21 protein-coding genes are annotated in these 26,418 nt (G+C 69.8%); 15 read left to right on the top strand and 6 right to left on the bottom strand.

Annotated features, from left to right (window positions below; all coding sequences use genetic code 11):
* Nucleotides 1–8 precede the first annotated feature (8 nt).
* The 5 genes from AC3EQ1_RS04430 (at nucleotide 9) to AC3EQ1_RS04410 (ending at nucleotide 4,843) form a co-directional block, all read left to right on the top strand.
* On the top strand, nucleotides 9–1,019 hold the full coding sequence (locus tag AC3EQ1_RS04430; RefSeq protein ID WP_432092910.1) for a sugar ABC transporter substrate-binding protein: 1,011 nt from the start codon (nucleotides 9–11) through the stop codon (nucleotides 1,017–1,019).
* Nucleotides 1,016–2,062, top strand: a complete 1,047-nt coding sequence (locus AC3EQ1_RS04425) for an ABC transporter permease (protein WP_432092909.1) — start codon at nucleotides 1,016–1,018, stop codon at nucleotides 2,060–2,062. The genes AC3EQ1_RS04430 and AC3EQ1_RS04425 overlap by 4 nt, the downstream gene beginning before the upstream one ends.
* Nucleotides 2,063–2,124: 62 nt before the next feature.
* The gene (locus AC3EQ1_RS04420) at nucleotides 2,125–2,937 is read left to right on the top strand and encodes an ATP-binding cassette domain-containing protein (RefSeq protein ID WP_432092908.1); all 813 of its coding nucleotides are present in this window, start codon (nucleotides 2,125–2,127) and stop codon (nucleotides 2,935–2,937) included.
* 167 nt (nucleotides 2,938–3,104) lie between these two features.
* A complete protein-coding gene (locus tag AC3EQ1_RS04415; protein WP_432092907.1) occupies nucleotides 3,105–4,244 on the top strand; it encodes an ROK family glucokinase in 1,140 nt (379 codons plus the stop codon).
* Nucleotides 4,241–4,843 (top strand): hypothetical protein, encoded by a 603-nt coding sequence (locus AC3EQ1_RS04410; RefSeq protein ID WP_432092906.1) that lies wholly within the window; start codon nucleotides 4,241–4,243, stop codon nucleotides 4,841–4,843. Before AC3EQ1_RS04415 ends, AC3EQ1_RS04410 begins: the two co-directional genes overlap by 4 nt.
* Before the next feature lie 290 nt (nucleotides 4,844–5,133).
* Here AC3EQ1_RS04410 and AC3EQ1_RS04405 read toward each other — a convergent pair whose 3' ends face one another.
* The 3 genes from AC3EQ1_RS04405 to AC3EQ1_RS04395 form a co-directional block, all read right to left on the bottom strand.
* Nucleotides 5,134–5,787 (bottom strand): TetR/AcrR family transcriptional regulator, encoded by a 654-nt coding sequence (locus AC3EQ1_RS04405; protein WP_432092905.1) that lies wholly within the window; start codon nucleotides 5,785–5,787, stop codon nucleotides 5,134–5,136.
* A 257-nt stretch (nucleotides 5,788–6,044) separates the two neighbouring features.
* A complete protein-coding gene (locus AC3EQ1_RS04400) occupies nucleotides 6,045–8,894 on the bottom strand; it encodes a beta-ketoacyl synthase N-terminal-like domain-containing protein (protein WP_432092904.1) in 2,850 nt (949 codons plus the stop codon).
* Nucleotides 8,891–11,992 (bottom strand): non-ribosomal peptide synthetase, encoded by a 3,102-nt coding sequence (locus AC3EQ1_RS04395; RefSeq protein ID WP_432092903.1) that lies wholly within the window; start codon nucleotides 11,990–11,992, stop codon nucleotides 8,891–8,893. Before AC3EQ1_RS04395 ends, AC3EQ1_RS04400 begins: the two co-directional genes overlap by 4 nt.
* Before the next feature lie 969 nt (nucleotides 11,993–12,961).
* Between AC3EQ1_RS04395 and AC3EQ1_RS04390 the strand changes: the two genes are divergently transcribed.
* The 3 genes from AC3EQ1_RS04390 (at nucleotide 12,962) to AC3EQ1_RS04380 (ending at nucleotide 16,905) form a co-directional block, all read left to right on the top strand.
* Nucleotides 12,962–13,942: a streptomycin biosynthesis protein gene (locus AC3EQ1_RS04390; protein ID WP_488187140.1), complete on the top strand. Its 981-nt coding sequence runs from the start codon at nucleotides 12,962–12,964 to the stop codon at nucleotides 13,940–13,942.
* Nucleotides 13,943–14,869: 927 nt separating this feature from the next.
* On the top strand, nucleotides 14,870–15,925 hold the full coding sequence (locus tag AC3EQ1_RS04385) for a 3-oxoacyl-ACP synthase III family protein (RefSeq protein ID WP_432092901.1): 1,056 nt from the start codon (nucleotides 14,870–14,872) through the stop codon (nucleotides 15,923–15,925).
* Between the two features lie 2 nt (nucleotides 15,926–15,927).
* Entirely contained in the window at nucleotides 15,928–16,905 is a 978-nt protein-coding gene (locus tag AC3EQ1_RS04380) for a zinc-binding dehydrogenase (protein ID WP_432092900.1), read from the top strand.
* 67 nt (nucleotides 16,906–16,972) lie between these two features.
* On the opposite strand, the gene AC3EQ1_RS04375 is transcribed toward AC3EQ1_RS04380, so the two are convergent.
* Entirely contained in the window at nucleotides 16,973–17,734 is a 762-nt protein-coding gene (locus AC3EQ1_RS04375; protein ID WP_432092899.1) for an SDR family NAD(P)-dependent oxidoreductase, read from the bottom strand.
* Nucleotides 17,735–17,865: 131 nt separating this feature from the next.
* Here AC3EQ1_RS04375 and AC3EQ1_RS04370 point away from each other — a divergent pair, with 131 nt between their 5' ends.
* On the top strand, nucleotides 17,866–18,663 hold the full coding sequence (locus tag AC3EQ1_RS04370) for an alpha/beta fold hydrolase (RefSeq protein ID WP_432092898.1): 798 nt from the start codon (nucleotides 17,866–17,868) through the stop codon (nucleotides 18,661–18,663).
* A 29-nt stretch (nucleotides 18,664–18,692) separates the two neighbouring features.
* Here AC3EQ1_RS04370 and AC3EQ1_RS04365 read toward each other — a convergent pair whose 3' ends face one another.
* Entirely contained in the window at nucleotides 18,693–19,325 is a 633-nt protein-coding gene (locus AC3EQ1_RS04365) for a TetR family transcriptional regulator (protein ID WP_432092897.1), read from the bottom strand.
* 79 nt (nucleotides 19,326–19,404) lie between these two features.
* Nucleotides 19,405–19,884, bottom strand: coding sequence for an SRPBCC family protein (locus AC3EQ1_RS04360; protein WP_432092896.1), 480 nt, complete (start codon nucleotides 19,882–19,884; stop codon nucleotides 19,405–19,407).
* Nucleotides 19,885–20,229: 345 nt separating this feature from the next.
* Between AC3EQ1_RS04360 and AC3EQ1_RS04355 the strand changes: the two genes are divergently transcribed.
* The 6 genes from AC3EQ1_RS04355 to AC3EQ1_RS04330 all read left to right on the top strand — a co-directional run bounded on the left by AC3EQ1_RS04355 (nucleotide 20,230) and on the right by AC3EQ1_RS04330 (nucleotide 26,408).
* Entirely contained in the window at nucleotides 20,230–21,837 is a 1,608-nt protein-coding gene (locus AC3EQ1_RS04355) for an aldehyde dehydrogenase family protein (RefSeq protein ID WP_432092895.1), read from the top strand.
* Nucleotides 21,834–22,973, top strand: coding sequence for an acyl-CoA dehydrogenase family protein (locus AC3EQ1_RS04350; protein ID WP_432092894.1), 1,140 nt, complete (start codon nucleotides 21,834–21,836; stop codon nucleotides 22,971–22,973). The genes AC3EQ1_RS04355 and AC3EQ1_RS04350 overlap by 4 nt, the downstream gene beginning before the upstream one ends.
* A 240-nt stretch (nucleotides 22,974–23,213) precedes the next feature.
* Nucleotides 23,214–24,416: an aspartate aminotransferase family protein gene (locus AC3EQ1_RS04345; RefSeq protein ID WP_432093033.1), complete on the top strand. Its 1,203-nt coding sequence runs from the start codon at nucleotides 23,214–23,216 to the stop codon at nucleotides 24,414–24,416.
* Nucleotides 24,417–24,430: 14 nt separating this feature from the next.
* Nucleotides 24,431–24,907, top strand: a complete 477-nt coding sequence (locus AC3EQ1_RS04340) for a type II toxin-antitoxin system RatA family toxin (protein ID WP_432092893.1) — start codon at nucleotides 24,431–24,433, stop codon at nucleotides 24,905–24,907.
* Complete coding sequence (locus AC3EQ1_RS04335; RefSeq protein WP_432092892.1) at nucleotides 24,907–25,419, top strand: hypothetical protein; 513 nt, start codon at nucleotides 24,907–24,909, stop codon at nucleotides 25,417–25,419. The genes AC3EQ1_RS04340 and AC3EQ1_RS04335 overlap by 1 nt, the downstream gene beginning before the upstream one ends.
* Complete coding sequence (locus AC3EQ1_RS04330) at nucleotides 25,416–26,408, top strand: phosphatidylglycerol lysyltransferase domain-containing protein (RefSeq protein WP_432092891.1); 993 nt, start codon at nucleotides 25,416–25,418, stop codon at nucleotides 26,406–26,408. The genes AC3EQ1_RS04335 and AC3EQ1_RS04330 overlap by 4 nt, the downstream gene beginning before the upstream one ends.
* The last annotated feature ends 10 nt before the right edge of the window (nucleotides 26,409–26,418 follow it).

Raw genomic sequence — 26,418 nt, 5'->3', positions numbered from 1 at the left:
ATGTCTTCGTGGCAACGGTTCGGACAGGGGTACGCGCGACAGGTGCCGTGCTGGCAGCGGTGCTCGGCGCGACCCTCGTGGGGTGCAGCAGTACGGGCGGCAAGCGCGCGGAGGAGCGTGCGGCGCAGGCCACCGAGGGGCGCGCGGCGGTGAACACTCCCCGCTGGACCTTCGCCATGGTCACCCACTCGGGAGACGGCGACACCTTCTGGGACATCGTGCAGAACGGTGCCCAGCAGGCGGCGGCCAAGGACAACATCAAGTTCCTCTACTCGCACCACAAGGAGGGGCAGCAGCAGGCCCAGCTCGTCCAGGCGGCCATCGACCAGAAGGTGGACGGCCTGATCGTCAGCCTGGCCAAGCCGGATGCCATGAAGGACGTCGTCACCAAGGCCGTGAAGGCCGGCATCCCCGTGGTGACCGTCAACTCCGGCTCCGCCGAGTCCAAGAAGTTCGGCGCGCTCTCCCACATAGGCCAGGACGAGACCATCGCCGGTGAGGCGGTCGGCGAGGAGCTCAACAAGCGCGGCCGCAAGAAGGCCCTCTGCGTGCTGCACGAGCAGGGCAACGTGGGTCACGAACAGCGCTGCGACGGGGCCCGCAAGACCTTCGACGGCGAGCTGAAGAACCTCTACGTCGAGGGCACCAACATGCCCGAGGTCCAGTCCTCCATCGAGGCGAAGCTCCAGGCCGACCGGGACGTCGACGCCGTCGTCACCCTCGGCGCGCCGTTCGCGGACACCGCCGTCAAGGCCAAGGAGCAGGCCGGCAGCAAGGCCGAGATCGACACCTTCGACCTCAACGCCAAGGTCGCCCAGTCCCTCAAGGACGACGACCTCGGCTTCGCCGTCGACCAGCAGCCCTATCTCCAGGGCTACGAGGCCGTGGACCTGCTCTGGCTCAAGAAGTACAACGCCGACGTCCTCGGCGGCGGAAAGCCGGTCCTCACCGGCCCGGAGATCATCCACAAGAAGGACGCCTCGGCCCTGGAGCGGTACACGAAGCGGGGGACCCGATGACAGCCCTGGTCAACACGCCCACCACCACCGACGAGCGGCTGCTGGAGACCTCGCTGCTGCGCCGGCTGATGGGCCGGCCCGAGCTGGGCGCGGTCGTCGGCGCCGTCGCGGTCTTCCTCTTCTTCTCGGTCGCCGCGGAGAGCTTTCTGCGGGCCCCCAGCCTGAGCACCGTCCTCTACGCCTCGTCCACGTTCGGGATCATGGCGGTGCCGGTGGCCCTGCTGATGATCGGCGGGGAGTTCGACCTCTCCACCGGCGTCATGGTCACCTCGTCCGCGCTGATCTCCTCGATGTTCAGCTACCAGATGACCGCCAACGTCTGGGTCGGCGTCGGGGTGTCCCTGCTGGTCACACTGGCGATCGGCTTCTTCAACGGCGTCATGCTGGTCCGGACGAAACTGCCCAGCTTCATCATCACGCTCGGCACCTTCCTGATGCTGATCGGCCTCAATCTGGGCTTCACCAAACTCATCAGCGGCACCGTCTCCACCAAGACGATCGGTGACATGGAGGGCTTCCCCTCCGCCAAGGCCGTCTTCGCCTCCCACCTGACCGTGGGCGACGTCGACGTGCAGGTCACCGTCCTCTGGTGGTTCGCGCTGGTCGCGGTGGCCACCTGGATCCTGCTGCGCACCCGCGTCGGCAACTGGATCTTCGCCGCCGGCGGTGGCGCCGCCGCCGCCCGCGCGGTCGGTGTCCCGGTCGGCCGCACCAAGATCGGCCTGTACATGGCGGTGGCCCTGTGCGCCTGGATCTCCGGGCAGCACCTGCTCTTCTCGTACGACGTGGTGCAGTCCGGCGAGGGCATCGGCAACGAGTTCCTGTACATCATCGCGGCCGTCATCGGCGGCTGTCTGATGACCGGCGGCTACGGCTCGGCCATCGGCTCGGCCTTCGGCGCCTTCATCTTCGGGATGACCAACAAGGGCATCGTCTACGCCAACTGGAACCCGGACTGGTTCAAGTTCTTCCTCGGCGGCATGCTCCTCCTGGCCACCCTGCTCAACGCCTGGGTCCGCAAGCGGGCGGAGGCCACCAAGTGAGCGCCCGAGCGAGCGAGGCCGGCGAGGCAGCCCCGACGCACGACACCGAGCGAGGAGGCACGGTGACAGCCCTGGTCGAGCTCACCGAGGTGAGCAAGTTCTACGGCAACATCAAGGCCCTCCAGGACGTCTCGCTGGAGGTCCACGCCGGCGAGATCACCTGCGTCCTCGGCGACAACGGGGCCGGCAAGTCGACCCTGATCAAGATCATCGCGGGGCTGCACCGGCACGACGCCGGCACCCTGGCCGTCGACGGCGAGGCGACCTCCCTCGCCTCGCCCCGGGACGCCCTGGACCGCGGCATCGCCACCGTCTACCAGGACCTGGCCGTGGTGCCCCTGATGCCGGTCTGGCGGAACTTCTTCCTCGGCTCCGAGCCCACCAAGGGCAAGGGCCCCTTCCGCCGCCTCGACGTGCAGGCGATGCGCGAGACCACCCGCAGCGCCCTGCTCCGGATGGGCATCGACCTGCGCGACGTCGACCAGCCCATCGGCACGCTCTCGGGCGGCGAGCGGCAGTGCGTGGCGATCGCCCGGGCCGTGCACTTCGGCGCCAAGGTGCTGGTGCTCGACGAGCCCACGGCCGCCCTCGGCGTGAAGCAGTCCGGCGTCGTCCTGAAGTATGTGGCGGCCGCCCGTGACGCCGGTCTCGGAGTGGTGCTGATCACCCACAACCCGCACCACGCCTACCTCGTCGGGGACCGCTTCGTGCTGCTCAAGCGGGGGGCGATGGCCGGCAGCCACACCAAGGACAAGATCACTCTGGATGAGCTCACCCGCCAGATGGCAGGCGGCTCCGAGCTGGAGGAACTCAGCCACGAACTGGAGCGGGCGCCCGTCCCGGACCACCTCGCGGCCACCGCCGACCAGGCCTGACCCGGCGACGCCGACGGAAGGAGCATGCCGGACACATCCCCTCATGTGTGTGCGTCCGTCCCGGTGTGATCACGGGTCCGGGACCTCCCCTCCGGAGGCCCCGGACCCATGCCCCCTGGCACAATCACCAGCAGCACCGAACGACCGCACACGAACCAAGGGACGAGATGAGCACGTACCGCGAGCTCGCGCACCGCGGCTCGGCCAGGGCCACCGTCCTCCGCACCGTCGGGACGCGCGAGCGCCGCTCCCACCTGAGCGCTCCGCGGGTCCCGACCGTCGGTATCGACATCGGGGGCACCAAGGTGGCCGCCGGAGTCGTCGACGCCGACGGCAACGTCCTCGAGAAGCTGCGCACCGAGACCCCGGACAAGTCCAAGAGCCCCAAGGTCGTCGAGGACACCATCGTCGAGCTGGTCCTCGACCTCTCCGACCGGCACGACGTCCACGCGGTGGGCATCGGCGCCGCCGGCTGGGTCGACGCCGACCGCTCCCGGGTGCTGTTCGCCCCCCACCTCTCCTGGCGCGACGAGCCGCTGCGCGACGCCCTCGCCGCCCGCCTCGCCGTGCCGGTGATGGTGGACAACGACGCCAACACCGCCGCCTGGGCCGAGTGGCGCTTCGGCGCCGGACGCGGCGAGGACAACCTCGTCATGATCACCCTCGGCACCGGCATCGGCGGTGCCATCCTGGAGGACGGCAAGGTCAAGCGGGGCCGCTACGGCGTCGCGGGCGAGTTCGGCCACATGCAGGTCGTCCCCGGCGGGCACCGCTGCCCCTGCGGCAACCGCGGCTGCTGGGAGCAGTACAGCTCCGGCAACGCCCTGGTCCGCGAGGCCCGCGAGCTCGCCGCCGCCGACTCACCGGTCGCCTACAACATCATCGAGCAGGTCGACGGGCACATCGGGGACATCACCGGCCCGCTCATCACCGACCTGGCCCGGCAGGGCGACGCCATGTGCGTGGAGCTGCTCCAGGACATCGGCCAGTGGCTCGGCGTCGGCATCGCCAACCTCGCCGCCGCGCTCGACCCGTCCTGCTTCGTGGTCGGCGGCGGCGTCAGCGCCGCGGACGACCTGCTCATCGGCCCGGCCCGGGAATCCTTCCGCCGCCACCTCACCGGCCGCGGCTACCGCCCCGAGGCCCGGATCGTGAAGGCGCAGCTCGGCAACGAGGCGGGGCTCGTCGGCGCCGCCGACCTCGCCCGGCTGGTCGCCCGCCGCTTCCGCCGCGCCAACCGACGCCGCGTGGAGCGGTACGAACGCTACGAGCGCTATGCGCAGAGCCTACGAGGGAGCCGAGGATGACTTCCGCCGAGCGACCCGCCGTCCCCCGGCAGACCCCGCCCGCCGGCGGCGACAGCCCGGCCGGGGCGACCCCGCTGGGCACCGGCCCCAGCCTGCGCCGCCGGATCGTCACGCTGCTGATCGTGGTGCTGCTCGTCGGCATTCCCGCGGGCTATCTCGTGGTCTCCGCCCAGCAGAGCCGGGAGAGCGGCAAGGACAAGGAGGGCAAGGCGGCGGCCACCGGTCTCACCAAGGGCTGGCCGTCCAAGGTCACCCGCCGCATCTACGACGTGCCGATCCAGCCGTACTCCGCCCAGGTCGCCTTCTACGAGAGCAACTCGTGGAAGGTCAGCAAGCTGTACGTGCAGTTCGTCACGTCCGACGACGGCCTGGAGCGCTTCCTGCGCACCATCGGCTCCAGCCGCGAGGAGCTGAAGGGCGGCCGCGTCACCATCGGCACCAAGGACGCCGCGACCGTCGGCTGGAACCTCGGCGCCGGGAAGGACTGGGCCGGCACCCACCACAACCAGCCGCAGCCGCAGCCCCAGCAGGACATCACCGTCGACCTCCGCAACAAGGCGCACCCCAAGGTGTACGTGGTCTCGACCGTGACGCCCTGACGCCGTTCGGGACGGTGGACGCCGGCCGGGATGACGCCCGGACCGCTTGAGCCGGCTTTCCCCGGCCGTCCCCGAGCCCGGCCGTCCCCGCGCCCGGCCCGTCCCCCGTCGCAGGCCGCCGCTTCGATGTGGCGGACACCGTTTCCGGGCCGTCGTGGTGCGGTTTCCGGTGTTGCTCCGCACTGGTCGGCCCGCGCCGCCACCGTCGACACCGAGCCCCGGCCGGCCGGAACGCGGGACGAGGCGGCCTCGTCGCGTCAGCCGTCGCCGGCCGTTCCGGAAGCGCGGTGCTACGGCAGGATGTCGCCCGGACCGATCGGGCCGGCCGGGGGGTGGGGGAGCCTGGGGGGTGTCATGAGCGTTGCGTCGACCAGGCGTTCCACCTCCGCTTCGTCCAGCGTGTCGCCGAAGAAGAGGCACCGGAAGAGCATCAGGCCCGCCCAGGAGTCGAGGACCATGGACACATCCGTGCCGGCCGGCAGGTCGCCGCGTTCGAGGGCCCGGTGGAGACACTCCGCCGATCGCTTTTTGCGCGCTCCTATGAGGTTGTCCCGCAGGGTGTCCTCGAGGCCGGGGCTTTCGGTGGTGTCCGCGATGAGGCCGGGCAGCGCTGCTCGTACTTCCCGCAGGCCGAACAGCTTGGCCAGGGTTCTCGCCGTGGCGAGCATCTCCGCCCTGCTGTCGCCCAGATCGGCGGTGGGAACCTCGGGGAACCGGTCGCGCAGGACGTCGAGGACGAGGGCGGGCTTGTTCGGCCAGGTGCGGTAGATGGTTGCCTTCCCGACGCCTGCATTGGTGGCCACACCGCCGATGGTCACCTTGATGTAGCTCTGGGAGATGAGCATTTCGTGGGTGACCGACAGGATGCGCTTGCGAGCCTCCAAATCCCGCATCGTCGTACCGGATGCGCTGTCGACCCGCGTCAGTGTGCGTTTCTGGCCCATGCTTCTCAGTTCCTCGGGATCGGAAGAGTCGAGTCGGGGCTCGCTGGGGGACACCACCACGACTCGGAGTCTCATCAGGTTAGAACGATGCGCTTCGTTCTGTCAGCCTCATGTGGGGGTGCCGGCCCGTCCTCGGGGCCCGCTGAGGCGGAGCGCGCGGGAACCGGGTCCTGCGTGTCCGCGCCGGCGGCTGGTGTTCCGTCAGAAGGGAACACCAGCCGCCGGTCACGAACGGCGCCCGGCCGGCGTCACTCCGGCTACCGCTCCAGCTCCTCCTGGAACGCCGCGGTCAGGTGCGGCACGAGCTGCTCGTCGGTGAACATGGTGTAGTGGTTGCCGGGGACCGGAACGATGTCCAGCTCACCGGCGACGTGCGCGCGCCAGTACTCCTTGCCGAGCAGCTTGATGCGCAACAGCTCCACCTCTTCCTCGGGGTGCGGCTCCTGGGCGTCGAAGACCACGACCCGGCCTTCCACCTTTCCGTCCGGGTAGTACCCCTTGAGCGCCTCGTGGTTGCGCCGCCAGACGTTCACGAACCGCAGGAACTCCTCCTCGTTGGAGGCGATCCAGTCCGGGCGGGTCGTCAGCATCGCGACGGCCTCCTTCATCGTGCGCGGCGGAGGGGCGTCCCGGTCGATGCCGGCCTCCGGCATCACGGAGGCGATCATCTGAGGGAGGGCGACGAGGAACTCCTCCTCGGTGAGCGACTCACCGACGTAGGCCTCCGGCGGGTGCGCGTCGAAGAGGTAGAGCCCCGATACCTTCTCGCCGGCGCGCTGCAGTTGCAGCGCGACCTCGACGGCGAGGTTGCCGCCGAACGAGTAGCCGGCGAGCCGGTACGGTCCGGACGGCTGCACGGCCCGCATGTGCTGGATGTAGAGCTCAGCGAGCCGGCGGATGGTCACCGGCCCGTCGCCCAGCTCCTGAGGGTAGGAGAAGGCGGTGAGCGGCCCGTCGAACTTCAGATGCTCGGCGAGACGGAAGTAGCAGAAGTTCGTTCCGCCCGCCGGGTAGATGAGGAACAGGTGGGCACCCTCACCGTCGCGGACCCGGACCGTGGGGGAAGAGGTCCCGTTCCCCTGGAGCAACTGTGCGAGATGGGTGCTCACCGCTCGGGGGGTGCGCAGGTCCGCGAAGGTGTCGACCCCGATGTCCACGCGGTAGGTGTCGAAGAGGATGCCCGCCGCGTCGACGGCGGCCAGCGAGTCGCCGCCGAGGTCGAAGAAGTCGTCGTCCAGGGAGATGTCGTCGGCCCCCAGAACCTTCTGCAGGGCTGCTACGACCTGCGCCTGCAGCTCCGACTCGGGAAAGACGCCGTCCCCGGCCGCCTCGGCGGGCGGGGTGGCCGTCGGCTCGGGCGCCGCGGTCGCGGGCCCGGGGGAGACCGGCTCGATCCAGTGGCTCGTGGGCTCGAGGGGGTAGGCCGGAAGGGAGATCTTCCTTGCCGCGCCGAGGTCCCCCAGCAGTTCGGGATCGGCCTTGGCGCCGGTGACGAAGGGGTGGGGCGCGGAGGAGTTCCCGGAGCGGGCGCCGCTGTCGAGGAAGGCGTCGAGCCCGGCGCGGGCCTCGTCCAGCGAGCCGGCCTGCACCGCCAGGCGTTCCGGCCAGTGCACACGGCCCAGGCCGAGCGTGAACGCCAGGTCGTCGAGGCGTGGCCGGGAGGTGTCGAGGTGGGCCCGCAACTGCTCGGCCTGCCGGACCAGGGCATCGGAGGTCTTGGCCGACAGCACCAGGACGTAGGTGCCGGGGGCCGGTGGCTCCGTGCGGGTCTCCGGCGTGTGGCTTCCCAGGACACAGTGCCCGTTGGTCCCACCGATACCGAAGGAGCTGACGGCCGCCGCGGTGATGGGCTCGGCCGGCACATGGGCCTCGGTGTGGATGACGTACCGGGAACGTGACAGCGGGATGTGGGGGTTGACGGCCGAGAAGTTGATCTGCGGTGGCACCACCTGGTGGTGCAGCACCAGGGCGGTCTTGATGAAGCCGACGACACCTGCCGCAGCGTCCAGGTGCCCGAGGTTGGCCTTGATGCTGCCCAGGGCGCACTCCCTGGTCGCGTCGTGGGCCTGGGACAGCGCCCGGATCTCCAGGGGGTCGCCGACCGCGGTCCCGGTGCCGTGCGCCTCGACGTAGCCGATCTCGTCGGCGTCCGTCGCGGCCGCGGTGAGGGCGGCGGAGACGGCGCGCGCCTGCCCACGGACGCTGGGCGCGGTGAACCCGATCTTGTCGGGACCGTCGTTGTTCACCGCGCTCCCGCGGAGGACCGCGTAGACCCGGTCGCGGTCCTGGAGTGCGTCCGAGAGCCGTTTGAGGACCACCACGCCGGCCCCGTTCCCGCGGATCGTGCCGGCAGCCGCCTCGTCGAACGGACGGCAGTGTCCGTCCGGCGAGCCGATGCCGCCTTCCTTGTGCAGATGGCCGGTGCGCTGCGGGACCGTGATGCTCACACCACCGGCCAGCACGACATCGCTCTCCCGGGACCGCAGGGAGGAGGCGGCCTGGTGCAGGGCGACCAGCGAACTCGAACAGGCCGACTGGACCGTCATGCTGGGACCGGTGAGTCCCAGCTTGTACGAGACCCGGGACGCCAGGAAGTCCTTGTCATTGCCGATCAGCACGGGATAGTTGAGATCGCCCGTGTCCGCCGCCTCGTCGCTGCCGAGAATGTTGTGGAGGAGATACGAGCTCATGGTCGACGAGGCGAACACGCCGATGGCTCCGGGGAACGCCTTGGGCGAGACCCCGGCGTCCTCCAGCGCGCGCCAGCACGTCTCGAGGAAGACGCGGTGCTGCGGGTCCGTGACCCGGGCTTCCTGAGGGGTGAAGTCGAAGAAATCGGCGTCGAAACGGTCGATGTCCTCGAGCACCACGCCACGGGCCACGTGGTTCGGGTGGGCGCGCATCCGCTCGCTGACCCCTGCGGAAGCCAGCTCTTCGTCGGTGAACTCGGTGACCATCGACGAGCCGTCCAGCAGGTTCTGCCAGAACGCGTCGAGGGTGCGGGCGCCGGGCAGGCGTACGGCCATGCCGACGACGGCCAGGGGCTCCTGAGCATCGCCGGCACCGGCGAACGAGGGGGTCATGGTGTTCCTGCACTCCTTGGTCATGCCGCACCTCCGGCGGCGAGAGTCAATGTGTCCAGGTGCTCTGCCAGGTCGCGTACCGTCGTGTACTCGAACAGGTCGATCATTTCGAGGTCGGGTGACACATCCCGGCGCAGGCGCTTGCACACCTGAGCCACCTGCACGGAGGTACCGCCGATATCGAAGAAGCGGTCGTCCGCGGTGAATTCGGAGAAGCCGAGTACGTCGCGCCAGACCCGGGCGACGGCGACGGCCGTGGGGGTCGCGCTGCCGTCCGTCTCGGCGAGGGACGGCGAGGTGTCCTCCTCGGGCTGTGGCCACGGCAGGGCTGCGATGTCCACCTTGCCGTTGAGCGTCAGCGGCAGTACCGGCACGGGGACGTACTGTGACGGCAGCATGTAGCTCGGCAGCAGTGCCTTCATGGGGGCGCGCAGGTCCCGGTCGTTCCGTCCCTGCGGCCGTACCACGAACGCGACCAGTTTCGGGTCCGGAGTCCGTTCGTCGAGGAGCACGGCGCAGTCCGCGACGCCGTCGATGCCGCGCAGCGCCGTCTCCACCTCACCGAGTTCGATGCGGTAGCCGCGCAGTTGGACCTGCCGGTCGATGCGCCCGAGATGGACGAGATTGCCGTCGGGCAGTACCCGGGCGAGGTCTCCGGAACGGTAGAAGCGGCCCTGCTCACCCGGCAGTTCGACGAATCTCTCGTCGGTGAGCTCCGGCTGCCCCAGGTAGCCGAGGGAAACGCCGTCGCCCGACACCAGAATCTCACCGGGGACACCGACCGGCACGGGAGCCAGCCGCTGATCGACGACCCGGATCGCGAGGTCGGCCAGGGGTCTGCCGATGGTGCTCGGGCGGCGCTCGGCGACTTCCTGCGGCGTCACCCGGTGATGGGTCACATGCACGGTCGTCTCCGTGATGCCGTACATGTTGACCAGCTCGGCCCGGGCTCCGAAGAGCTCGAACCACCGGTCGAGGCTCTGGAACTGCAGCATCTCGCCGCCGAAGATGATGTAGCGGACGCGGATGCGGTCCGTGTGCCGGTGGCCGAGGACCTGGCTGAGCTGCCGGAAGGCGGACGGGGTCTGGTTGAGCACCGTCACCGCGGTGTCGGCGAGGAACTCCGCGAACTGCTCCGGCGACTTGCGCACCGACTCCGTGGGGATGACCAGACGTCCCCCGTAGAGCAGTGCCCCGTACATCTCCCACACCGCGAAGTCGAAGGCGTAGGAGTGGAACAGGCACCATGTGTCGTTCTCGGTGAACCGGAAGTGCTCGTCGCCTGCCAGGAAGAGGCGCAGGACGTTGGCGTGGGTGACCTGCACTCCCTTGGGCTTGCCCGTGGATCCGGAAGTGAAGATCACGTAGGCGGGGTGCTGTCGCAGGTCCTGTTCCGGCAGGGCGGTGGCCGGGAGGCCGGACGCCTCGGTGAGGAGGTCGTCGAGGGGGATGCGTCCGTCGTGGTCGAGATCGCGGAAGATGCCCGGGCCGGTGATCACGGGCAGGTCCTCGAACTGGCCGAGGATGTGCCGCACCCGCGAGTGCGGGGCAGCCGGATCCAGCGGGACGTAGGTCTTGCCGGCCTTCAGAACCGCCAACAGCACGGCAATCAGGTCGCAGCCACGGTCGAGGGCGACGGCGACGTGGCCGGCCCGGACCGTCAGGAGGAGCCGGCGGGCGATCCGGTTGGCCCGTTCGTCGAGTTCACGGTAGGTGAGGTGATCTGTCCCGTACTCGACCGCGATCCGGTGAGGGTACTGCGCCGCCCGGTCCTCGAACACCGTCTGGAGCGAGGGGGCGGTCGGGAAGCGGGCGTGCCGGTTGATCATGGAGTCGATGGCTCGCGCGTGGCCGGGACCGACGCCGCGGACCTCGGAGAGCTCGACGTCGTGGCCGAGTGCCACGGAACGGAGCAGGCTCATCAACACGGCCTGCGGGTCGCTCGGCGCCATGGCATCGGCGTAGGCGAGGTGGTAGACGTAGGCGTCCCCCAGGTCCTCGACCCGGGCGACGACCGGGGAGACGAGGTCGCGGCGGTGCAGCTGAAGGTTTTCGGCCGTCCAGTCCGCGATGCGGAAGGCGAGCTGCTCGCGGTAGTAGGTGAAGGAGCTGCTGGGGGTGTGAAGTCCCATGCGCCCAGTGGGGAGGACTTCGGCGGAATGGGCGGTCAGGTCGAAGTCCTCGTGCTCGATCAACGAGCCCATGCGGCCCTCGAGGTCCCGGCACAGCTCGCCGAACGTGGCATAGCTGTCGAGGTCGCAGGCGAGCGGCAGCGTGTTGACGAAGTATCCGAACGCGATGCGCTGAAGAGGGTCCTTGCGGCGGTTGGCCAGGGGGATCGCGGTGGTGACGGTCCGGCTTCCGCTGAGGCAGCTCAGCATCAGCATGTGGATCCCCAGGAAGAAGCTGAACTTGCGCACCCCGAGTTCCGCCACGGTCTTGTCGATGGCGCTGTTCAGGTCCTGGTCCAGCGGCAGCAGGACATGGGAGCCCTCGAGAACGCCCTCGTCGTTGCGGTCGGTCTCGAGCTGTTCCAGCGCGAGGCCGGGGAGCCCGCCGAGCATCGAGCGGAAGAAGTCCTTCGCCGCCTCGGAGGCCGCGGCGTCATCGGGGAAGTCCAGAGGGCTGTACGGGGCTCCCACGGGCTGTGCCGCCGGGTCGGCGTAGAGGGCCCCGATCTGCTGCCCGAGGTTGTAGAAGCCGAAGGCGTCACAGAGCAGGTGCGACATCAGGATCGTCAGATACGAAGCGTGGTCGTCCTCGACGACCTGGTACTCGTACAGCGGCCATGTGTCGGGGGCGATGTGACGACGGGACGCCTTCGACATCTGCTCACGAACACGTTCGGTGGCGTCCCCCGGGTGGCGGACGAGGGGGACCTCGTAGTGGTGGCCCGGCTCGTACACGGCCTTGACCTCCCCGTCGCGCTCGACGAAGACGGTGTTGAACGCGACGTTGGCGTCGAGGAACGACTCGACGGCCCGGCGCAGCCGCTCGGAGTCGATGTCACCCGTCATGCGGAACGCGTACGCCAGGTTGTACGAGGTGTCCTGAGGAAAGATCGTCCCCTGCAAATAGAGCTTCTGCTGTGCAACTGTCAAATTGCCGATGCGCTCAGGCATGTGTTGTCCCCCATGAAGGATGTTCCAGAGCCGTGAGGAGCGACCTCCGGTCCAACGGCCCGTTGAGGCGGAGCTGCGGCCTGCCCGCAGGTCACGCCGAGCGGCGAAGAGCCGACGGGAGCCCGCCTGCGTCGGATGCGCGACGAGTGCCCCGCTGTGCGGAGGCTCCCGGTTGCCCTACGGCCTGTCCAGCGGCTCCCGGGACGGAGCTGGGCACTGCCGCGCACAACGGGCCTCGGGCATGCGAATTCCCCCTGTTTCGTTCCTGTCTGTCGAAGGCGCCCATTAAATGCTTTTCGGCCGCGGGAATTAACTGGCACCGATCCGGGTGCCCTGTGCGGACGTACTTCAAATGGATTTTCCGGAGCGCCGGTCCGGATCGGGCGGCTGAGAACGAATCGGCACATACGAATCGTGTACAGCCGTGTTGTCGCTCCGTGTGAAAGGTTCCGTGGCCGAGTCCCGCCGTCTTGAACTTCAAGGGAACGGTGAACTCCCAGGTCGGGGGAGTCTCCGTGGCGGCCGGGCGCTTCTGGAACGGTGCGACTCGACCCACAGTAAGCTCTCCTTCCCGGCCCGTCAAGCAAACTCCTTTGGCGAGAGGCGAGTTCGCCCGGCTAAACCCACTGTGCGCTCGGCGTCTTTCCGGAGCGGCGGAGGGACCGGCGAAAGCCGCCTTGCGGTGCAGTTAGCGCTGGTTACAGTTGCTCCCGACCGGTCCGAACAGGCGGTGTGAGGTGCCGTGTTGTCGGCTTCCGCTGAATTCGGGGCGTTTTGGGTGCGCCAACTGTAGGGGGAATGGTGAGTGTCCGCGGCGAATCAGTTATATCGAGTCGTGAAGGGAGCGGGGGAGGATCGCTGACTGAGACTCGTCCGTCCCGCCTCTCGGCCGTCGAGCTCGTGCCGGTGAGTGCGCTCACGGCCGCCGAATCGCCGCGAACGGGCGGGGAGGACCAGGAGCACACGCGGATGCTGGCGCATTCGGGAGCCGTGCTGCCACCGATCATCGTGCACCGGCCGACCATGCGGGTGGTGGACGGCCTGCACCGGCTGCGGGCGACCGTGGCACGCGGTGAGGACATGATCCGGGCCCGCTTCTTCGACGGGGACCGGCGCGACGCCTTCCTGATCTCCGTACGCGAGAACACCAGGCACGGGCTCCCCCTCTCGCTCAGGGACAGAACGACCGCCGCGAACCGCATCGTCAGATCCCACGCCCAGTGGTCGGACCGGGCCATTGCGGAGGCGACGGGGCTGTCCCCGGCGACCGTCGGCGAAATACGCCGCGTCGCCCAGGCCGGAGCGCAGCAGACCACGCGACTGGGCCGGGACGGCCGGGTCCGGCCACTGAACGCCTCTCACGGACGCTTGCGTGCCGCACAGTTGATCACCGAGATGCCGAATGCGTCTCTCCGGCAGATCGCCCAGCTCTCCGGCATCTCCCCCGGGACGGTGCGCGATGTGCGGGCGCGCCTCGGAAGGGGCGAGGACCCGGTGCCGGCCGCGCTGAAGCAAGCGGGCAGTGTCGCGTCCTTCCCCAGCCCTTCCTCTGCCGGAACCGAGGAACGGGAACCTGCGATGAAACGACAGCGGCCCGCCGAGGAGCAGCAGGCGGGCTACGGATGCAGTCCCGAAGCGGCCCAGGCGGCAACAGCCACGGCCACCGGCGGAAGACGCCGCCCGGCACTGCCGCAGCCACGGCAGTCGCCCGACGGCACCAAGGATCACGCCGCCCTGCTCGCCGTGCTGTTGAAGGATCCTGCCCTCAGATATGCGGAGAGCGGCAGGCTCCTGCTGCGTCTGCTGAGCACCGGCACACTGCCGGCCCAGCACTGGGAAGAGATGATCAATACGGTCCCGGGTCACTCCGTCGGCATGGTCAGCCAAGCGGCCCGTGTCTGCGCCGAGGCCTGGGCGGATTTCGCCGCCAGCCTGGAACGCAAAGCCTGACGCCCACCCGCAGGGGACCGGAGGGCCGGTCCTTGCGGGTGGGCGACGGCCCGTTCCCCCGGGTGGGCAACCGTGCGGAGTCCGCAGTTGCACGGGCCGGCGGACGGGTGGGCAACCGTGCGGAGTCCGCAGTTGCACGGGCCGGCGGACGGGTGGGCAACCGTGCGGAGTCCGCAGTTGCACACCGGCACGTCGCACATACATCCGGCTCCGTCCGTCGCCACGCGCGCCGGCCGGGGCCGGCCCGCACCGGCCCGTGCGTGCGGTCCACGGCGGGTTCGAGCTCCGTGCGGTCGCTTCGTACCGGCCGGTCGCCCGTGGGCATCGACGGGAGGCCGGCGCCCCTGTGCGACCGCCAGGTGGAGCCTTGGGTGCGGCCCGCCGGGGCACCGGCCGTGCGCCTCGCCGGGCAGCCGCTCCCGTCCGGCCTCCGCCGCGTGCCGGTGGCCTCGCACCGCTGCGCGCACCGAACCCGGGGCCATGAGCCCTCGCTTCGGGCACACGATCCGACGGTGCCGCTGTGCAGGCACCACGCCGATGGTGCGGGGCAGACCGGCGGACTATCGTGGGAGATGCATCAACGCACCGTGTGTCACGGATTCTCAGCGTTGACGCCACCCGGATATGAAGGTCGTTCTGTGCCTTCGGCGGAACCCGGAATCCCGGGCGTGGGTGAATCCCTTCCGCCGATTGCCAGGGCATGGTGACGGCCCCGGCGAGAAACGCATTCCGCCACTCCGCCCCCTGGGACGAGCCCGTCAGGCGATGGTCGTCAAGAGCGACATCGGCCTGGGCTGTCGCACCACCTCAGCGGCACCTTCTTTCCCGGATGCATGCACACACGTGGCCCACGACCGGGCACAGCCGCCATGACGCGTGGCGGGCGTCCTGATCGGACGCGCTCATTCCACAGAAACGGGGAAACACATGAATGACGAAACGCCCGGTCGGGGCGGCGGAGCCCCGGTCGTCACGGGGAGCGGACTGGCTCACCCGGTGGGTGTTCTCGGTACGGGGCTCTACGTACCGCGGACCGTTGTGACCAATGAGGAACTCACCAGGACCCTGGACACCTCCGATGAGTGGATCACTTCCCGGACGGGAATCAAGGAGCGCCGGTTCCTCGAGGAATCCCGCGCCACGTCGGACATGGGTATCGAGGCGGCCCGTCAGGCACTTGCCCGTGCCGGGGTCGAGGCCTCCGATGTGGATGCCATCGTGGTCACGACCTTCACGCCCGACCAGCCACTGCCGTCGACCGCCATGGTCATCGCGGAGGCCATCGGTGCGCATCGCGCGATGCCGCTGGACCTCACCCAGGCGGCCTGCTCCGGCGGCGTGTACGCGCTCGTGACGGCGGCACACCTCCTGCAGAACGCCGGCTTCCGTTACGTCCTGGTCATCGGTGCCGACGCAGGATCGCGTGGCACGGACCCGCGTGACCGCGCCACCCGTGTGTTCCTCGGTGACGCGGCGGGTGCTGCACTGCTCGGTCGTACGCCCCCCGGATTCGGGATCCTCGGCTGGCACACGGACGGAGAACTGTCCTACGAGGTGGAGATCACCGCAGGCGGATCGCGCCTGCCCACCGGGCCGGAGACCGTCGAGGCCCGGTCCCAGTACCTGAAGATGAACGGCAAGGCCGTCTGGAACATGGCCACCGAGAAACTCCCGCAGAGCATCCGCGCAACGGCGCAGCGCGCGGGAGTCGATCTGGAGGACGTGCAGCACGTCCTGCTGCACCAGGCGAACCTCAACATCATCAACGAGGCCGCCAAGGCCCTCGGCATCCCCTCCGACCGGGTGCCGACGACCGTTCAGCGGTTCGGCAACACCGCGGCTGCCAGTGTGTTCACCGTCCTTCACGAAACCGTCGAGCAGCGTGCGCGCCACGGCGACTTGATGATCATGTCTGGCATCGGTGCCGGCTTCCTCTGGGGATCGGTCTGCCTCCGTCACTTCGATCCGAGCAGTGAGGCATAGCGGTGCTCGCAGTGGTCGCCAAGAGCTCCGACCCGGTGGACCCGCTCAGCGGACTTCACGTCGGTGAGTGGCCCGAGCCCTGTGTCCCGGACGGCTGGACGACGGTCACGGTCCGCGCCGCCACACTCAACCAGCACGACCTGTGGACGCTGCGCGGCGTCGGCTCCGGTGCACAGAGTCTGCCGGTCGTGCTGGGCTCGGACGCCGCCGGCATCGACGAGCAGGGCAATGAGGTCATCGTTCACTCGGTGATCGGTGACCCCGCGGCCGGCCGGGGGGACGAGACGCTCGACCCGGACAGGACCCTGCTCGGGGACGAGCACGACGGCACGTTCGCGGAGCGTGTGGTGGTACCCCGGCGCAACCTGGTGGCCAAGCCGCCGGAGCTGTCGTTCGAGGAGGCGGCCTGCCTGCCCGGAGCCTGGCTGACCGCCTACCGCATGCTCTTCCACCGGGCGGCTGTCGGGCCGGGTGACACCGTCCTGGTCCAGGGCGCCGGTGGGGGAGTGTCCACGGCGCTGGTCGTGCTCGGCTCCGCCGCCGGACTGCGCGTCTGGGTCACCGGGCGCAGCCCGGAACGCCGCGCGCGTGCGTTGCGCCTCGGCGCGGACGCCGTCTTCCCGGCCGGGGCACGGCTGCCCGCACGGGTCGATGCCGTGATGGAGACCGTCGGCGAGGCCACCTGGGCACACTCGCTGCGCAGTGTGCGGCCGGGCGGGCACGTCGTCGTCAGCGGTGCGACGACGGGATCCATGCCGGGCGCCGACCTCGCGCACATCTTCTTCCGCCAGCTGACCGTGGTCGGTTCCACACTCGGCACCCGGGACGAACTGCGGGACCTGGCACGCTTCTGCGCCGTGCACCGGCTGGCCCCGGTCATCGACCGGGTGCTGCCGCTGGAGCGGGCCCACGAGGCGTTCCGGGCCCTGCGGGACGGGGAGGTCTTCGGCAAGGCCGTCCTCACTCCGCTGTCGGGCTGACCTGCCCGCTGACCTGCTTGCCGAGCCGGGCCCGACCGTTCGCGGCCGGGCCCGGCTCGGCGACGGATCAGCGCGGGGACAGGCGCAGGGCGCCGTCGAGGCGGATGGTCTCACCGTTGAGCAGAGGATTCTCCACGATGTGCAGAGCCAGGGCCGCGAACTCGTCGGGGTCGCCCAGCCGTGCCGGATGCGGTACCTGTGCGCCGAGCGTGGACCTCGCCTCCTCGGAGAAGCCGCCCAGCAGCGGTGTGTCGAAGAGCCCCGGGGCAATGGTGGCCATGCGTATCTTCAGGGGCGCGAGGTCACGGGCGACCGGCAGCGTCATTCCCACGATGCCGGCTTTGGAGGCCGCGTATGCCGCCTGCCCCGCCTGTCCGTCGTATGCGGCGACGGATGACGTAGCGACGATGACGCCGCGTTCGCCGCGCACTTCGTCCGCTTCGCTCATGTACTGCGCCGCCAGGCGTATCACATTGAAAGTGCCGATCAGATTCACCGCGAGCACCTGCTGGAATTCCGCGAGTGGGAACGGTCCGCGCTTTCCCATGGTTTTCACGGCGCTCGCCACACCGGCGCAGCTGATGACCGCACGCAGGTCACCCAGCGCACGTGCTGCGTCCAGGGCGGCTTTCGTCTCCGTCTCGCTCGTGACGTCCGCGGCCACGAAGACCGCCCGGTCACCCAGGGCCCGCGCGACCTCCGCGCCCCGTTCGGAGGACCGGCCGGTGATGACGACGCTCGCCCCGGCCCGGACCAGTCTCCTGGCGGTGGCCAGTCCCAGTCCCGAGCTGCCTCCGGTCACCAAGGCCACGCTTCCAGCGATATCCACCTGTGTTCGTCCCCTCCATTGAGCGCTCTTGTACGTCGGTGCCGCGGCGCCCGATCATAAGCTCAAATTCCGGAACATTTACTGTGCAGCCGGGGGCCGTCGCCCTCCGGCAATTCCGAAGGGAAAGCATCGTGTTTCGTCATGCAGGGGAACCCGGTCTGTGGATCGCCGGGCCGGACAACGGCCTTCCGCTGGTTCTCGTTCACGGAGTCCGGCTGTCGGCCCATATGTGGAGCCCGGTGGCCGCGCGACTCGCGGAGACGTACCGGATCACCGCCTGTGACCTGCCGGGTCACGGCGCTCTGGCCGGCCGGCCGTTCACCGTTGAGGGAGCGGTCCGGCAGGTCACCTCCGCCGTCGACGAGGCCGTCCGGGCCACCGGCCGTAAGCCGGTCGTCGCCGGCACGTCCCTGGGCGGGCTCGCCACGCTCGCCTACGGGGCGGGGCGGCACGGTGGCGCCGCCGGTCTGTTCGCCCACGGAGCCACGCTGCGCACCGACGGGCCGCTGCTGGGCCCGCACCGCTGTGCCGCGCAGCTGATGCGCTGGCTCGGGGCGCGTCGGTCCCAGCGTGTCCACAGCCGGCTGTTGCGCGGGTCGCTGCCGGACGAGAGTTACCGGGCGGTCATGTCAGGTGGCCTCTCCCCGCATGGGTTCACGCAGGCCATGGCCGCCATCTCCCGTCAGGACATGCTGAGCGTGGTGTCCGGCATCACCACGCCCCTGATCCTCGCCAACGGGCTGGGCGACCCTCTCTTCCGCGTCCAGGAGCGGCAGTTCCTGCACAGTGCTCGTCGTTCGGGCGCTCCCGTCCGCCTCGTACACGTCCCGGGCCCGCACCTGCTGTCCCTCACCGATCCGATGGTCTTCGCGCGCGTGCTGGAGCGGGCCTGTGAGGAACTGCTGTCCATGGCCGGATCCCGCGGGTGAGTGAACGCCACTCGTGGCTGTCCGGACGGCTACGGCCGCACGGTGCCGGCCGTCCGCGGGCCGGGGTCGCCGCCCCGTGTTCCGGCGATGTACACCGCGATCGCGGCGATGTCGTCCGTGGCGGCCGAGGGCGGCAGCGAGGGGGCGACGATGTGGCTGATCGTCATGCGGACGACGGCATCCACCATGAGGCGCCGCCGTTCGGGGGTGACACCGGGCCATGCCTCTTCCACATAGGCCGCGACGACGTTGTACGCGCTGTCGAAGACTGCTTCGGACCGGGTCGTGAGATGAGTGAGAAGTGCCCGGTTCTGCCCCGTGTCACTGGCGATGAGGGACTTCAGCAGCGGATTCTCCGCGGCGAGGCGCAGGGCGAAACCCACACCCGCGGCGGTGCTCCTGCCCAGGTCGTCCCGGTGTTTGCTCAACTCGGCGACGATGCCGTGCAGGAAGCGCTCCGTCTCGCGCTCGATGAGCCCACGTCCCACCGCGTCGAGCGACGGGAAGGTGTCGTGCACGGCGGCCCGGGTGACATCCGCGGCCTTGGCTATGTGCGACATGCGGAGCCTGGCCCAGCCCGCCGTCGTCACCAAGTGGTACGCGGCGTCGAGGATCCTGTCGCGCAGTTCGGAGCCGGCGCCGGGCTCGGGGACCTGGTTCATATGTGGCCTGTTCGCTGGGAGGTCGGCAGGAGGTGAGCTGAGTACGGCTGCCCCCGGCCGACGCCGGGGGCAGCCGTACTCAGCCCTCGACGGCAAGTTTCAGGCGGGTCAGCGTAGTGCGCATGCCCATCCGGTTGACCCTCGCGCGGTCGACCGGTCGCGTGCCCGTGAAGAGCAGTCCCAACAGCTCGGTGAACCGGGCCCCGCGCCCTCTGCGAAGGTCCTGCCAGTGCTCGGTGACGGTCGTGCCGCCCTCCGGTGCCGGTGCGAGGCGGTACCCCCACAACGCCACGGGGAGCCCGAAGATGCTCACCCGGAAAGAGAACTCCCGGCCCGGCTCCGCGCTGGTGACCCGGCATGAGGTGAACCACAGGGCCGCCTTCCGCCGGTTGAATCCGATGAAGGACATGCCCGTGCCGACAGGGCCGCGACCCGCCCAGACGGCCCTGCATTCGGGGCTCCACTCTCCCATCCGCCGTACGTCGCTGACGGCGCTGTACACGGTCTGGGGAGGGGCGCCGATCCAAAGGCTCTCCTCGACGGACCACTGTCGGTTCATGCGGACCTCCTGCGCTGCGGGCTGACTCTTCAGGTGGCCCCTGCCGTGCGAGGCAGAGGGAGGGCCGGTCGGCGTACCCACCGCCACGGGGGTGCCCCCTAGCGCCAACTAGGCGCTGTAGCAAGCCTGTTGGGCGGACAGGAATGACGCTTGACGCGGCGACCACCGATCCATAGCTTAAGTCGAGACGGCCCGTTCTGACAGGCCGCAACCGTGACACGTGAGCAACCCCTTCTACGGCCGGCTCACGGTCTGCCATGTACTCCGGCGACCCCTCGACCCGCAGTGCGCCCTGGCACCTGCCCTGGACAAGGCCCTCCTTTCGAACCAATGGAGCGTGACGTAATGCTGAGCTATGGGTCGTACATAGCCGGCCAGGACCGGCCCGGCACCGACTGGGTGTACACCGTGCGGTCCTCCGCAATGCTGCGTGACTTCTTCGGATCGCTGACGCTCAAGCGCGGTCTGGAGAAAGGGACCTTGTCCCCGGATCAGGCCCCCGAGCAGGTGGTGGGCCGATGTTCGACTGCTGATGCGCTCGACAGGGAGGCCGCGCTGGTCGCGGCCTCCGCCGCCGCACGGGAATGGCGGCTGGTCCCGCTGGCCACCCGTATGCGGATGGTCGAGGAGTTCCGGGCGCTCGTCCTCGAGAAGTACGAGGAAATCACCGACCTGATGGTCGCCGAGGGGCATCCGAGGTCGCTCGCCCACTGGGAGCTGACCGGGCTGCTCGCCAACACCAGTCCGGAGACCAGGGAGTGGCTGGCGGCACAGATGGAGAGCCGGCAAGTGGTCGGTCCCCGAACGATGACCATCCGTCGGGTCGCCGACGGAGTCGTGTGCCTCAATCCGCCGCAGAACGCCACCGTCGCCAACTCCATGCTCGGTGTCTGGGCCCTGGCGGCGGGCAACGCCCTGGTCGTGCGTGCCCCCCGCAGTGCACCGCTCGGTGTCCTGCACGCCATGCACCGGTTGGTGATCCCCGCACTCGAGCGCGTCGGTGCCCCGCCGGGCGTCCTCAACATCATCTGTGCGGACGCCGGTGAGACCCTCGGTCACTGGCTGGACAGCCCGCTGGTCGACGACATCATGTACTTCGGGGGCAGCGACAAGGGCCTCGCCTTCGGCGCCGACTGTGTGGCACACGGAAAGAAGCCGGTGCTGGAGCTGGCCGGCAACGACACCGCCGTCGTCTGGCACGACGCCGACCCGGACCACGCGGCCGACGCGCTTGCGGAAGCGTTCTACGGCTCCGGGCAGATCTGCATGGTGCCGAACCGTGCGGTCGTGCACCCCGCGATCGCGGACGAACTGCTCGAGCGGCTGCGCGTGCGAGCAGCACAGCTGCGGCCGGGCTACCCGGAGACCCCCGGTGTCCTGCTGTCCCCCGTGCTGCGGCCCGAGTCCTACTTCACCGTCCTGGAGCAGGCGCTGGCCGGTGGAGCCGAGTTGGTCTGCGGCGGTCGCCGGATCGACGTGGACGGCCGCGCCGACGACATCGGGCTCTTCCTCGAACCCACGGTGCTGCGGGTCGACGGTCTGAAGGCGGCGGCCGACATCGATGCCGTCCGCCACGAGACCTTCTTCCCCCTGCTGCCGGTGATCGTGCCCGAGCACGCCCCCGACGCCGAACTCCTCGATTCCGTCATCGACTTCGTCGAGGCCAATGAGTACGGGCTGCGCAACTCGCTGTGGACCGGGGACGAGTCGGTCGTGGAGCGGTTCGTCGCCGGTGTCGGCAACGCGGGTCTGCTCAAGGTCAACGACTCGCACATCGGGTTCCTGCGGCTTCTGCCGTCCCACGGAGGGAACGGCATGACCGGGGGGCCCGGCGGAGAGGCCAACTACCCCATGCTCCGCACCTCGCGCCTGCAGGGCGTGAGCGTTGCGCAGGGTGTGCGTCCGCGGGACGCGGTGTTCGACGCGATGAGCGAGGCGGAGACAGCGGTATGACGCGCTCGATGGACCTGGCCCGCGAGGCCTGCGACACCTTCCTGCCCGGACTGACGGCAGATCTGTCCGCTGTGCCGCTGGACGTACTGGAGTCGCATACCAGCCCGGGGCTGGAGGCGTTCCGCCGCGCGGGGGGACCGGGCCTGCTGGTGCCGGCCCAGTACAGCGGAGCTGGTGCCAACGCGCTGGAGGCGGTCCGGGTGGCCCGGGCGCTGGGCGCGCTCTCGCCCTCCCTCGCAGTGGCCGCGACGATGCACAACTTCTCGGTGGCCAGCCTGGTCGCCCTGGTCGGCTCGGCCGACGCCGGGGGCCTGGAGTGGCTCCTCGTCGAAGGCATCGCCCGGGACCGTCTGCTGGTGGCGTCCGGATTCGCCGAGGGCAGGGCGGGCCAGGGAATTCTCAGCGCCGTCATGACGGCCCACCGGGTCGACGGCGGGTACCGCGTGACCGGGTCGAAGAAGCCCTGCAGCCTCTCCCGCTCGATGGACCTGCTCACGGCCAGCGTCACGGTGCCGTTGCCGGACGGGGGCAGTGAACTGGGGGTGGCGCTCATTCCGGCGGCCTCCCCGGGGATCACCCGGCACCCGTTCTGGACCAGTCCCTACCTCGCGGGCGCCGAGAGCGACGAACTCCGGCTCGATGAGGTGGAGGTGCCCGACGAGCTGATGCTCAAGCCGAAGGCGGAACTCGGCGGTGGCCTCGACACCCTGCAGACCGTCGCTTTCGTCTGGTTCGAGATGCTGGTGACATCGGCGTACACCGGGGTGGTGGGGCGGCTGGTCGAGCAGGCCCTGTCCGGCGGACGCGGCAGTGTCACCGACCGCGCGGCACTGGTCACCGGGCTGGAGGCAGCTGTCGCGCTGATGGAGAACCGGGCCAGGGCCGCCCTGGAGGGCGAGGTCGGGGAGGACGACCTCGCCGCTGTCCTGACGGCCCGGTTCGCCGCCCAGGACCTGCTGGTGGACACCGCGGACCGCGCGGCCGAACTGCTCGGCGGCATGGCCTACATCACCTCGGCGGACATCGGCTACCTGCTCGCCGTGAGCCGGGCGCTCGCCTTCCACCCGCCCTCCCGGTCCAGCAGCGCGCAGGCGCTTCTCGACCATCAAGCGGGCCGGCCACTCAGGCTGTCCTGACCGACCGGCACGTGCGGCCGGCCTCGGACCCCTGCCGAGGCCGGCCGTACGTCGCCGGCCCGCACCTCCGACGATCTGCGCACGTTTCTCCGTCTTCGCTCCATCATCAGGAAGGACCGCTCGGCAGTGGTACAGGCCTTGGATCCGGCGTTCTCGTCCCGCACGGACGGGAGCGGTCCGGACGACATCGCAGCCCTCTATCGTGCTCATCTCAGCCGCGGCCGCGGAAAGCTCGGTGAGATGTTCGGCGGCCAGATCGAGGCGTCCTCCGCCGGAGCCGTCGTACGGACCTCGGACGGCCGTGAATTCCTCAACTGCGGTGGCTACGGCGTCTTTCTGGCCGGCGCCTGCCACCCCCGGGTGGTCCGGGCCGTGGAACAACAGGTCCGCACCCATCCGCTCTCCACCAGACTTCTGCTCGAACCCTCCGCCGCGCATGCGGCGGCCGCCCTCGCCCGCGTCGCACCCCCCGGCCTCGAACGGGTGCACTTCACCGGTTCCGGCGCCGAGGCGGTCGAGACCGCCCTGAAGCTGGCAAGGAGCCAGGGCCGCCGACGGCTGGTGTCCATGGTCAACGGTTTCCACGGAAAGACTCTGGGCGCGCTGACGGTGACCGCGAAGCCGCTCTACCAGGATCCGTTCCGCCCGCTGCTGCCGGACGCGGTACACGTACCCTTCGGCGACCCGGCTGCGCTCGCCGAGGCACTGGGCAGCGACGCCTCCGACACCTGTGTCGTCGTCGAGCCGGTCCAGGGCGAGGCGGGCGTGGTGATTCCGCCGGACGGCTACCTCAAGCAGGTGGAGCAGCTGTGCCGCCGCACCGGTGCCTTCCTCGTGGTGGACGAGGTGATGACCGGCCTCGGCCGCCTCGGCACCTGGTGGGGCGCCGACCGTGAGGAGGTCACCCCCGATGTTCTGCTCGTCGGCAAGGCGCTGAGCGGCGGTGTGGTCCCGGTGGCGGCCGCCATCGCCACCGACGAGGCATTCGCCGCGTTCGACCGCGACCCTTTCCTGCACACGTCGACGTTCTCCGCGGCTCCCGTCGCGATGGCAGCCGCACGAGCCTCGATCGAGGTCATCGAGGAGGAGGGCCTGGTCGGCCGGGCCCAGCGGTCGGGCGCCCGCATCCTCGCCCTGCTGACCGACATCCTCACCACCCACTGCCCGCACCTGGTGCGCGAGGTCAGGGGCCGGGGCCTGCTGATCGCAGTGGAGTTCCGGGATGCCGGCCTGGTCGGGGAGTTCATTCTGGACCTCCTGGACCACGGGGTGGTGGTCAACCACTCACTCAACGCCCACGCGGTGGCCAGATTCACCCCGCCCGCGATTCTCACCGAAGGCGATCTCGAGCGCCTGGCGACCGCCGTCGAAGCGGCGGCGCGTGCCCTCGGCGCCCGGGCCCCCCTCCCTGTCACAGAACCGTCCCAGCCGCCCCACCAGTGAAGGAGAAACAGAACATGAGAGCAGTGCAGTTGGAGGTCGGCTTCGAGGGCGTTCAGCCGCAGGACGCCTACGCACGGATCGCGGACTTCGAGCGGTATCCCTCGCTCGTAGCCGCCGTCCGTCAGGTGACCGTCCACCCCGGGACGCCCCCCGAACCGCTCCACAGCGACTGGGAGGTGGACTTCCGCAACGGTGTGCTCAGCTGGTCCGAGGCGGACACCTTCGACGACGATCACCAGGCCATCACCTTCGAACAGACCAGTGGTGATTTCGAGTCCTTCACCGGCCGGTGGCAGGTGGAGGCCGACGGTGACGGATGCCTGGTCCGGTTCGAGGCGACGTTCGACTTCGGACTCCCCAGCCTGGCCGGCATCGTCGAACCAGTGGCCGAACGGGTCCTGCGGGAGAACATCCTGGCCATTCTCGACGGGCTGCTGAACGGTGCTCAGTCCGCAGCCGCCACGGTCCCCGGCCCCCGAGTCGAGGCGTGATGGATCACGCCAACCGCTTCGAGACCCTGACCACCTACCGGCTTCTGCGCGCCGAGTACCTGGTGGGCTTCCTGCTCTCCGCAGGACTGCTGGCAGCCCACTACGACGAGGTGCGGTGGCTGCACGCCATCGCGCTGTTCGCGTACATCGACGTGATCGGATATCTCCCCGGCACCCTGGCCCACCACCGTGCCAAGGGAGGACGTATATCCCGGACGTATTACGTGCTGTACAACACCATGCACAGCTGGCTCACCGCCGGTGTCGTCGCTGCCCTGTGGGCGTGGCTGGTCGAGCCCGAGTGGGCGCTGCTGGCCATCCCGTTCCACCTCTGCGGAGACCGGGGACTTCTCGGCAACTTCCTCAAACCCTTCAGCGTGCCGTTCGAGCCCGCCCCCCACCCGGCGTTCGTCGGCTTCACCCGGCGGCTCGCCGACGAGCGCGCCGTCCAGTACGTCCGCCCGGAGCCCGTGCGGACGCGGGGGGCGCAGGTGCCGGGGGAGCGGGTATGAGCCTCCAGGCCGTGGCCGAGCCCTCCGCGGCGGAAACCCTCCGCGTTCACGCGGATCATCCCAGCGCCTTCCTCGCCCTCAACGCGAGGACGCGGCACTTCCACGGGGTGCGGGCACCCGGCCTGATCGCGTACACGACCAGAGGGCGGCACGTTGTCCAGTTCGGTGGTCCCTTCGCCCCGGTGCAGAGCCGGGCCCAGCTGCTGACGGAGTTCCGCTCCGCCCTCGACGCCCGTCTGACCGTGGCCCAGCTCCGGGCGGCCGACATCCCGCTCTACGCGGAACGCGGGTTCGCGATCAACCAGATGGGGACCTCCTACAGCATCGACCTGACGCAGTTCACCACCCGCGGCAAAGCGCTGGCCAAGGCACGCCAGAACACCTCCCGTGCGCGGCGCGACGGCGTGACGGTCGTCGAAGTCGATGAGCGCAACCCCTCTCCGCGGAATGCGGAACTCGCGGCCATCGACGAGGCGTGGCTGCGGGACAAGGGCCGCCACGTCAAGAAGCTCGACTTCCTCGTGGGCGAACGCGGAGGCCCGGGAGCCCCGCTGCGGCGCACCTTCGTCGCCCGGCTCCGGGGGCAGACCATCGGGTACATCACCTATTCGCCGGCGTACGGCGCCCGCCCCGGCTGGCTCTACGACCTGACCCGCCGGCTGCCCGGCAGCCCGGTGGGTACCGTCGAGCTGATCAACCTCACCGCCCTGCAGCGATTCCGGTCCGAGGGTGCGGCCTGGCTCCACCTGGGCCTGACCCCATTCGCCGGCCTGGCCCCCGAGCACAGCCCGCCCTGTGCCAGTCGCCTGCTGGACCGGGCCGTCACCCTGCTCGCGGAGCGCGGCAAGGCCGTCTACCCGGCGCGCAGTCAGGAAGCCTTCAAGCTCAAGTGGGCGCCCCACGTCATCGAACCGGAGTACGCCGCCTTCGAGGGAGGCGCCACTCCCGGAGCCGTCTGGAACCTTCTCCGGGTCGTCCGAGCCCTCTGACCGGCCCCTC

The sequence above is a fragment of the Streptomyces sp. bgisy100 genome, assembly GCF_057709105.1.
The sequence above is the reverse complement of the archived record's forward strand: the minus strand, read 5'-3'. Positions and strand labels throughout refer to the sequence as shown.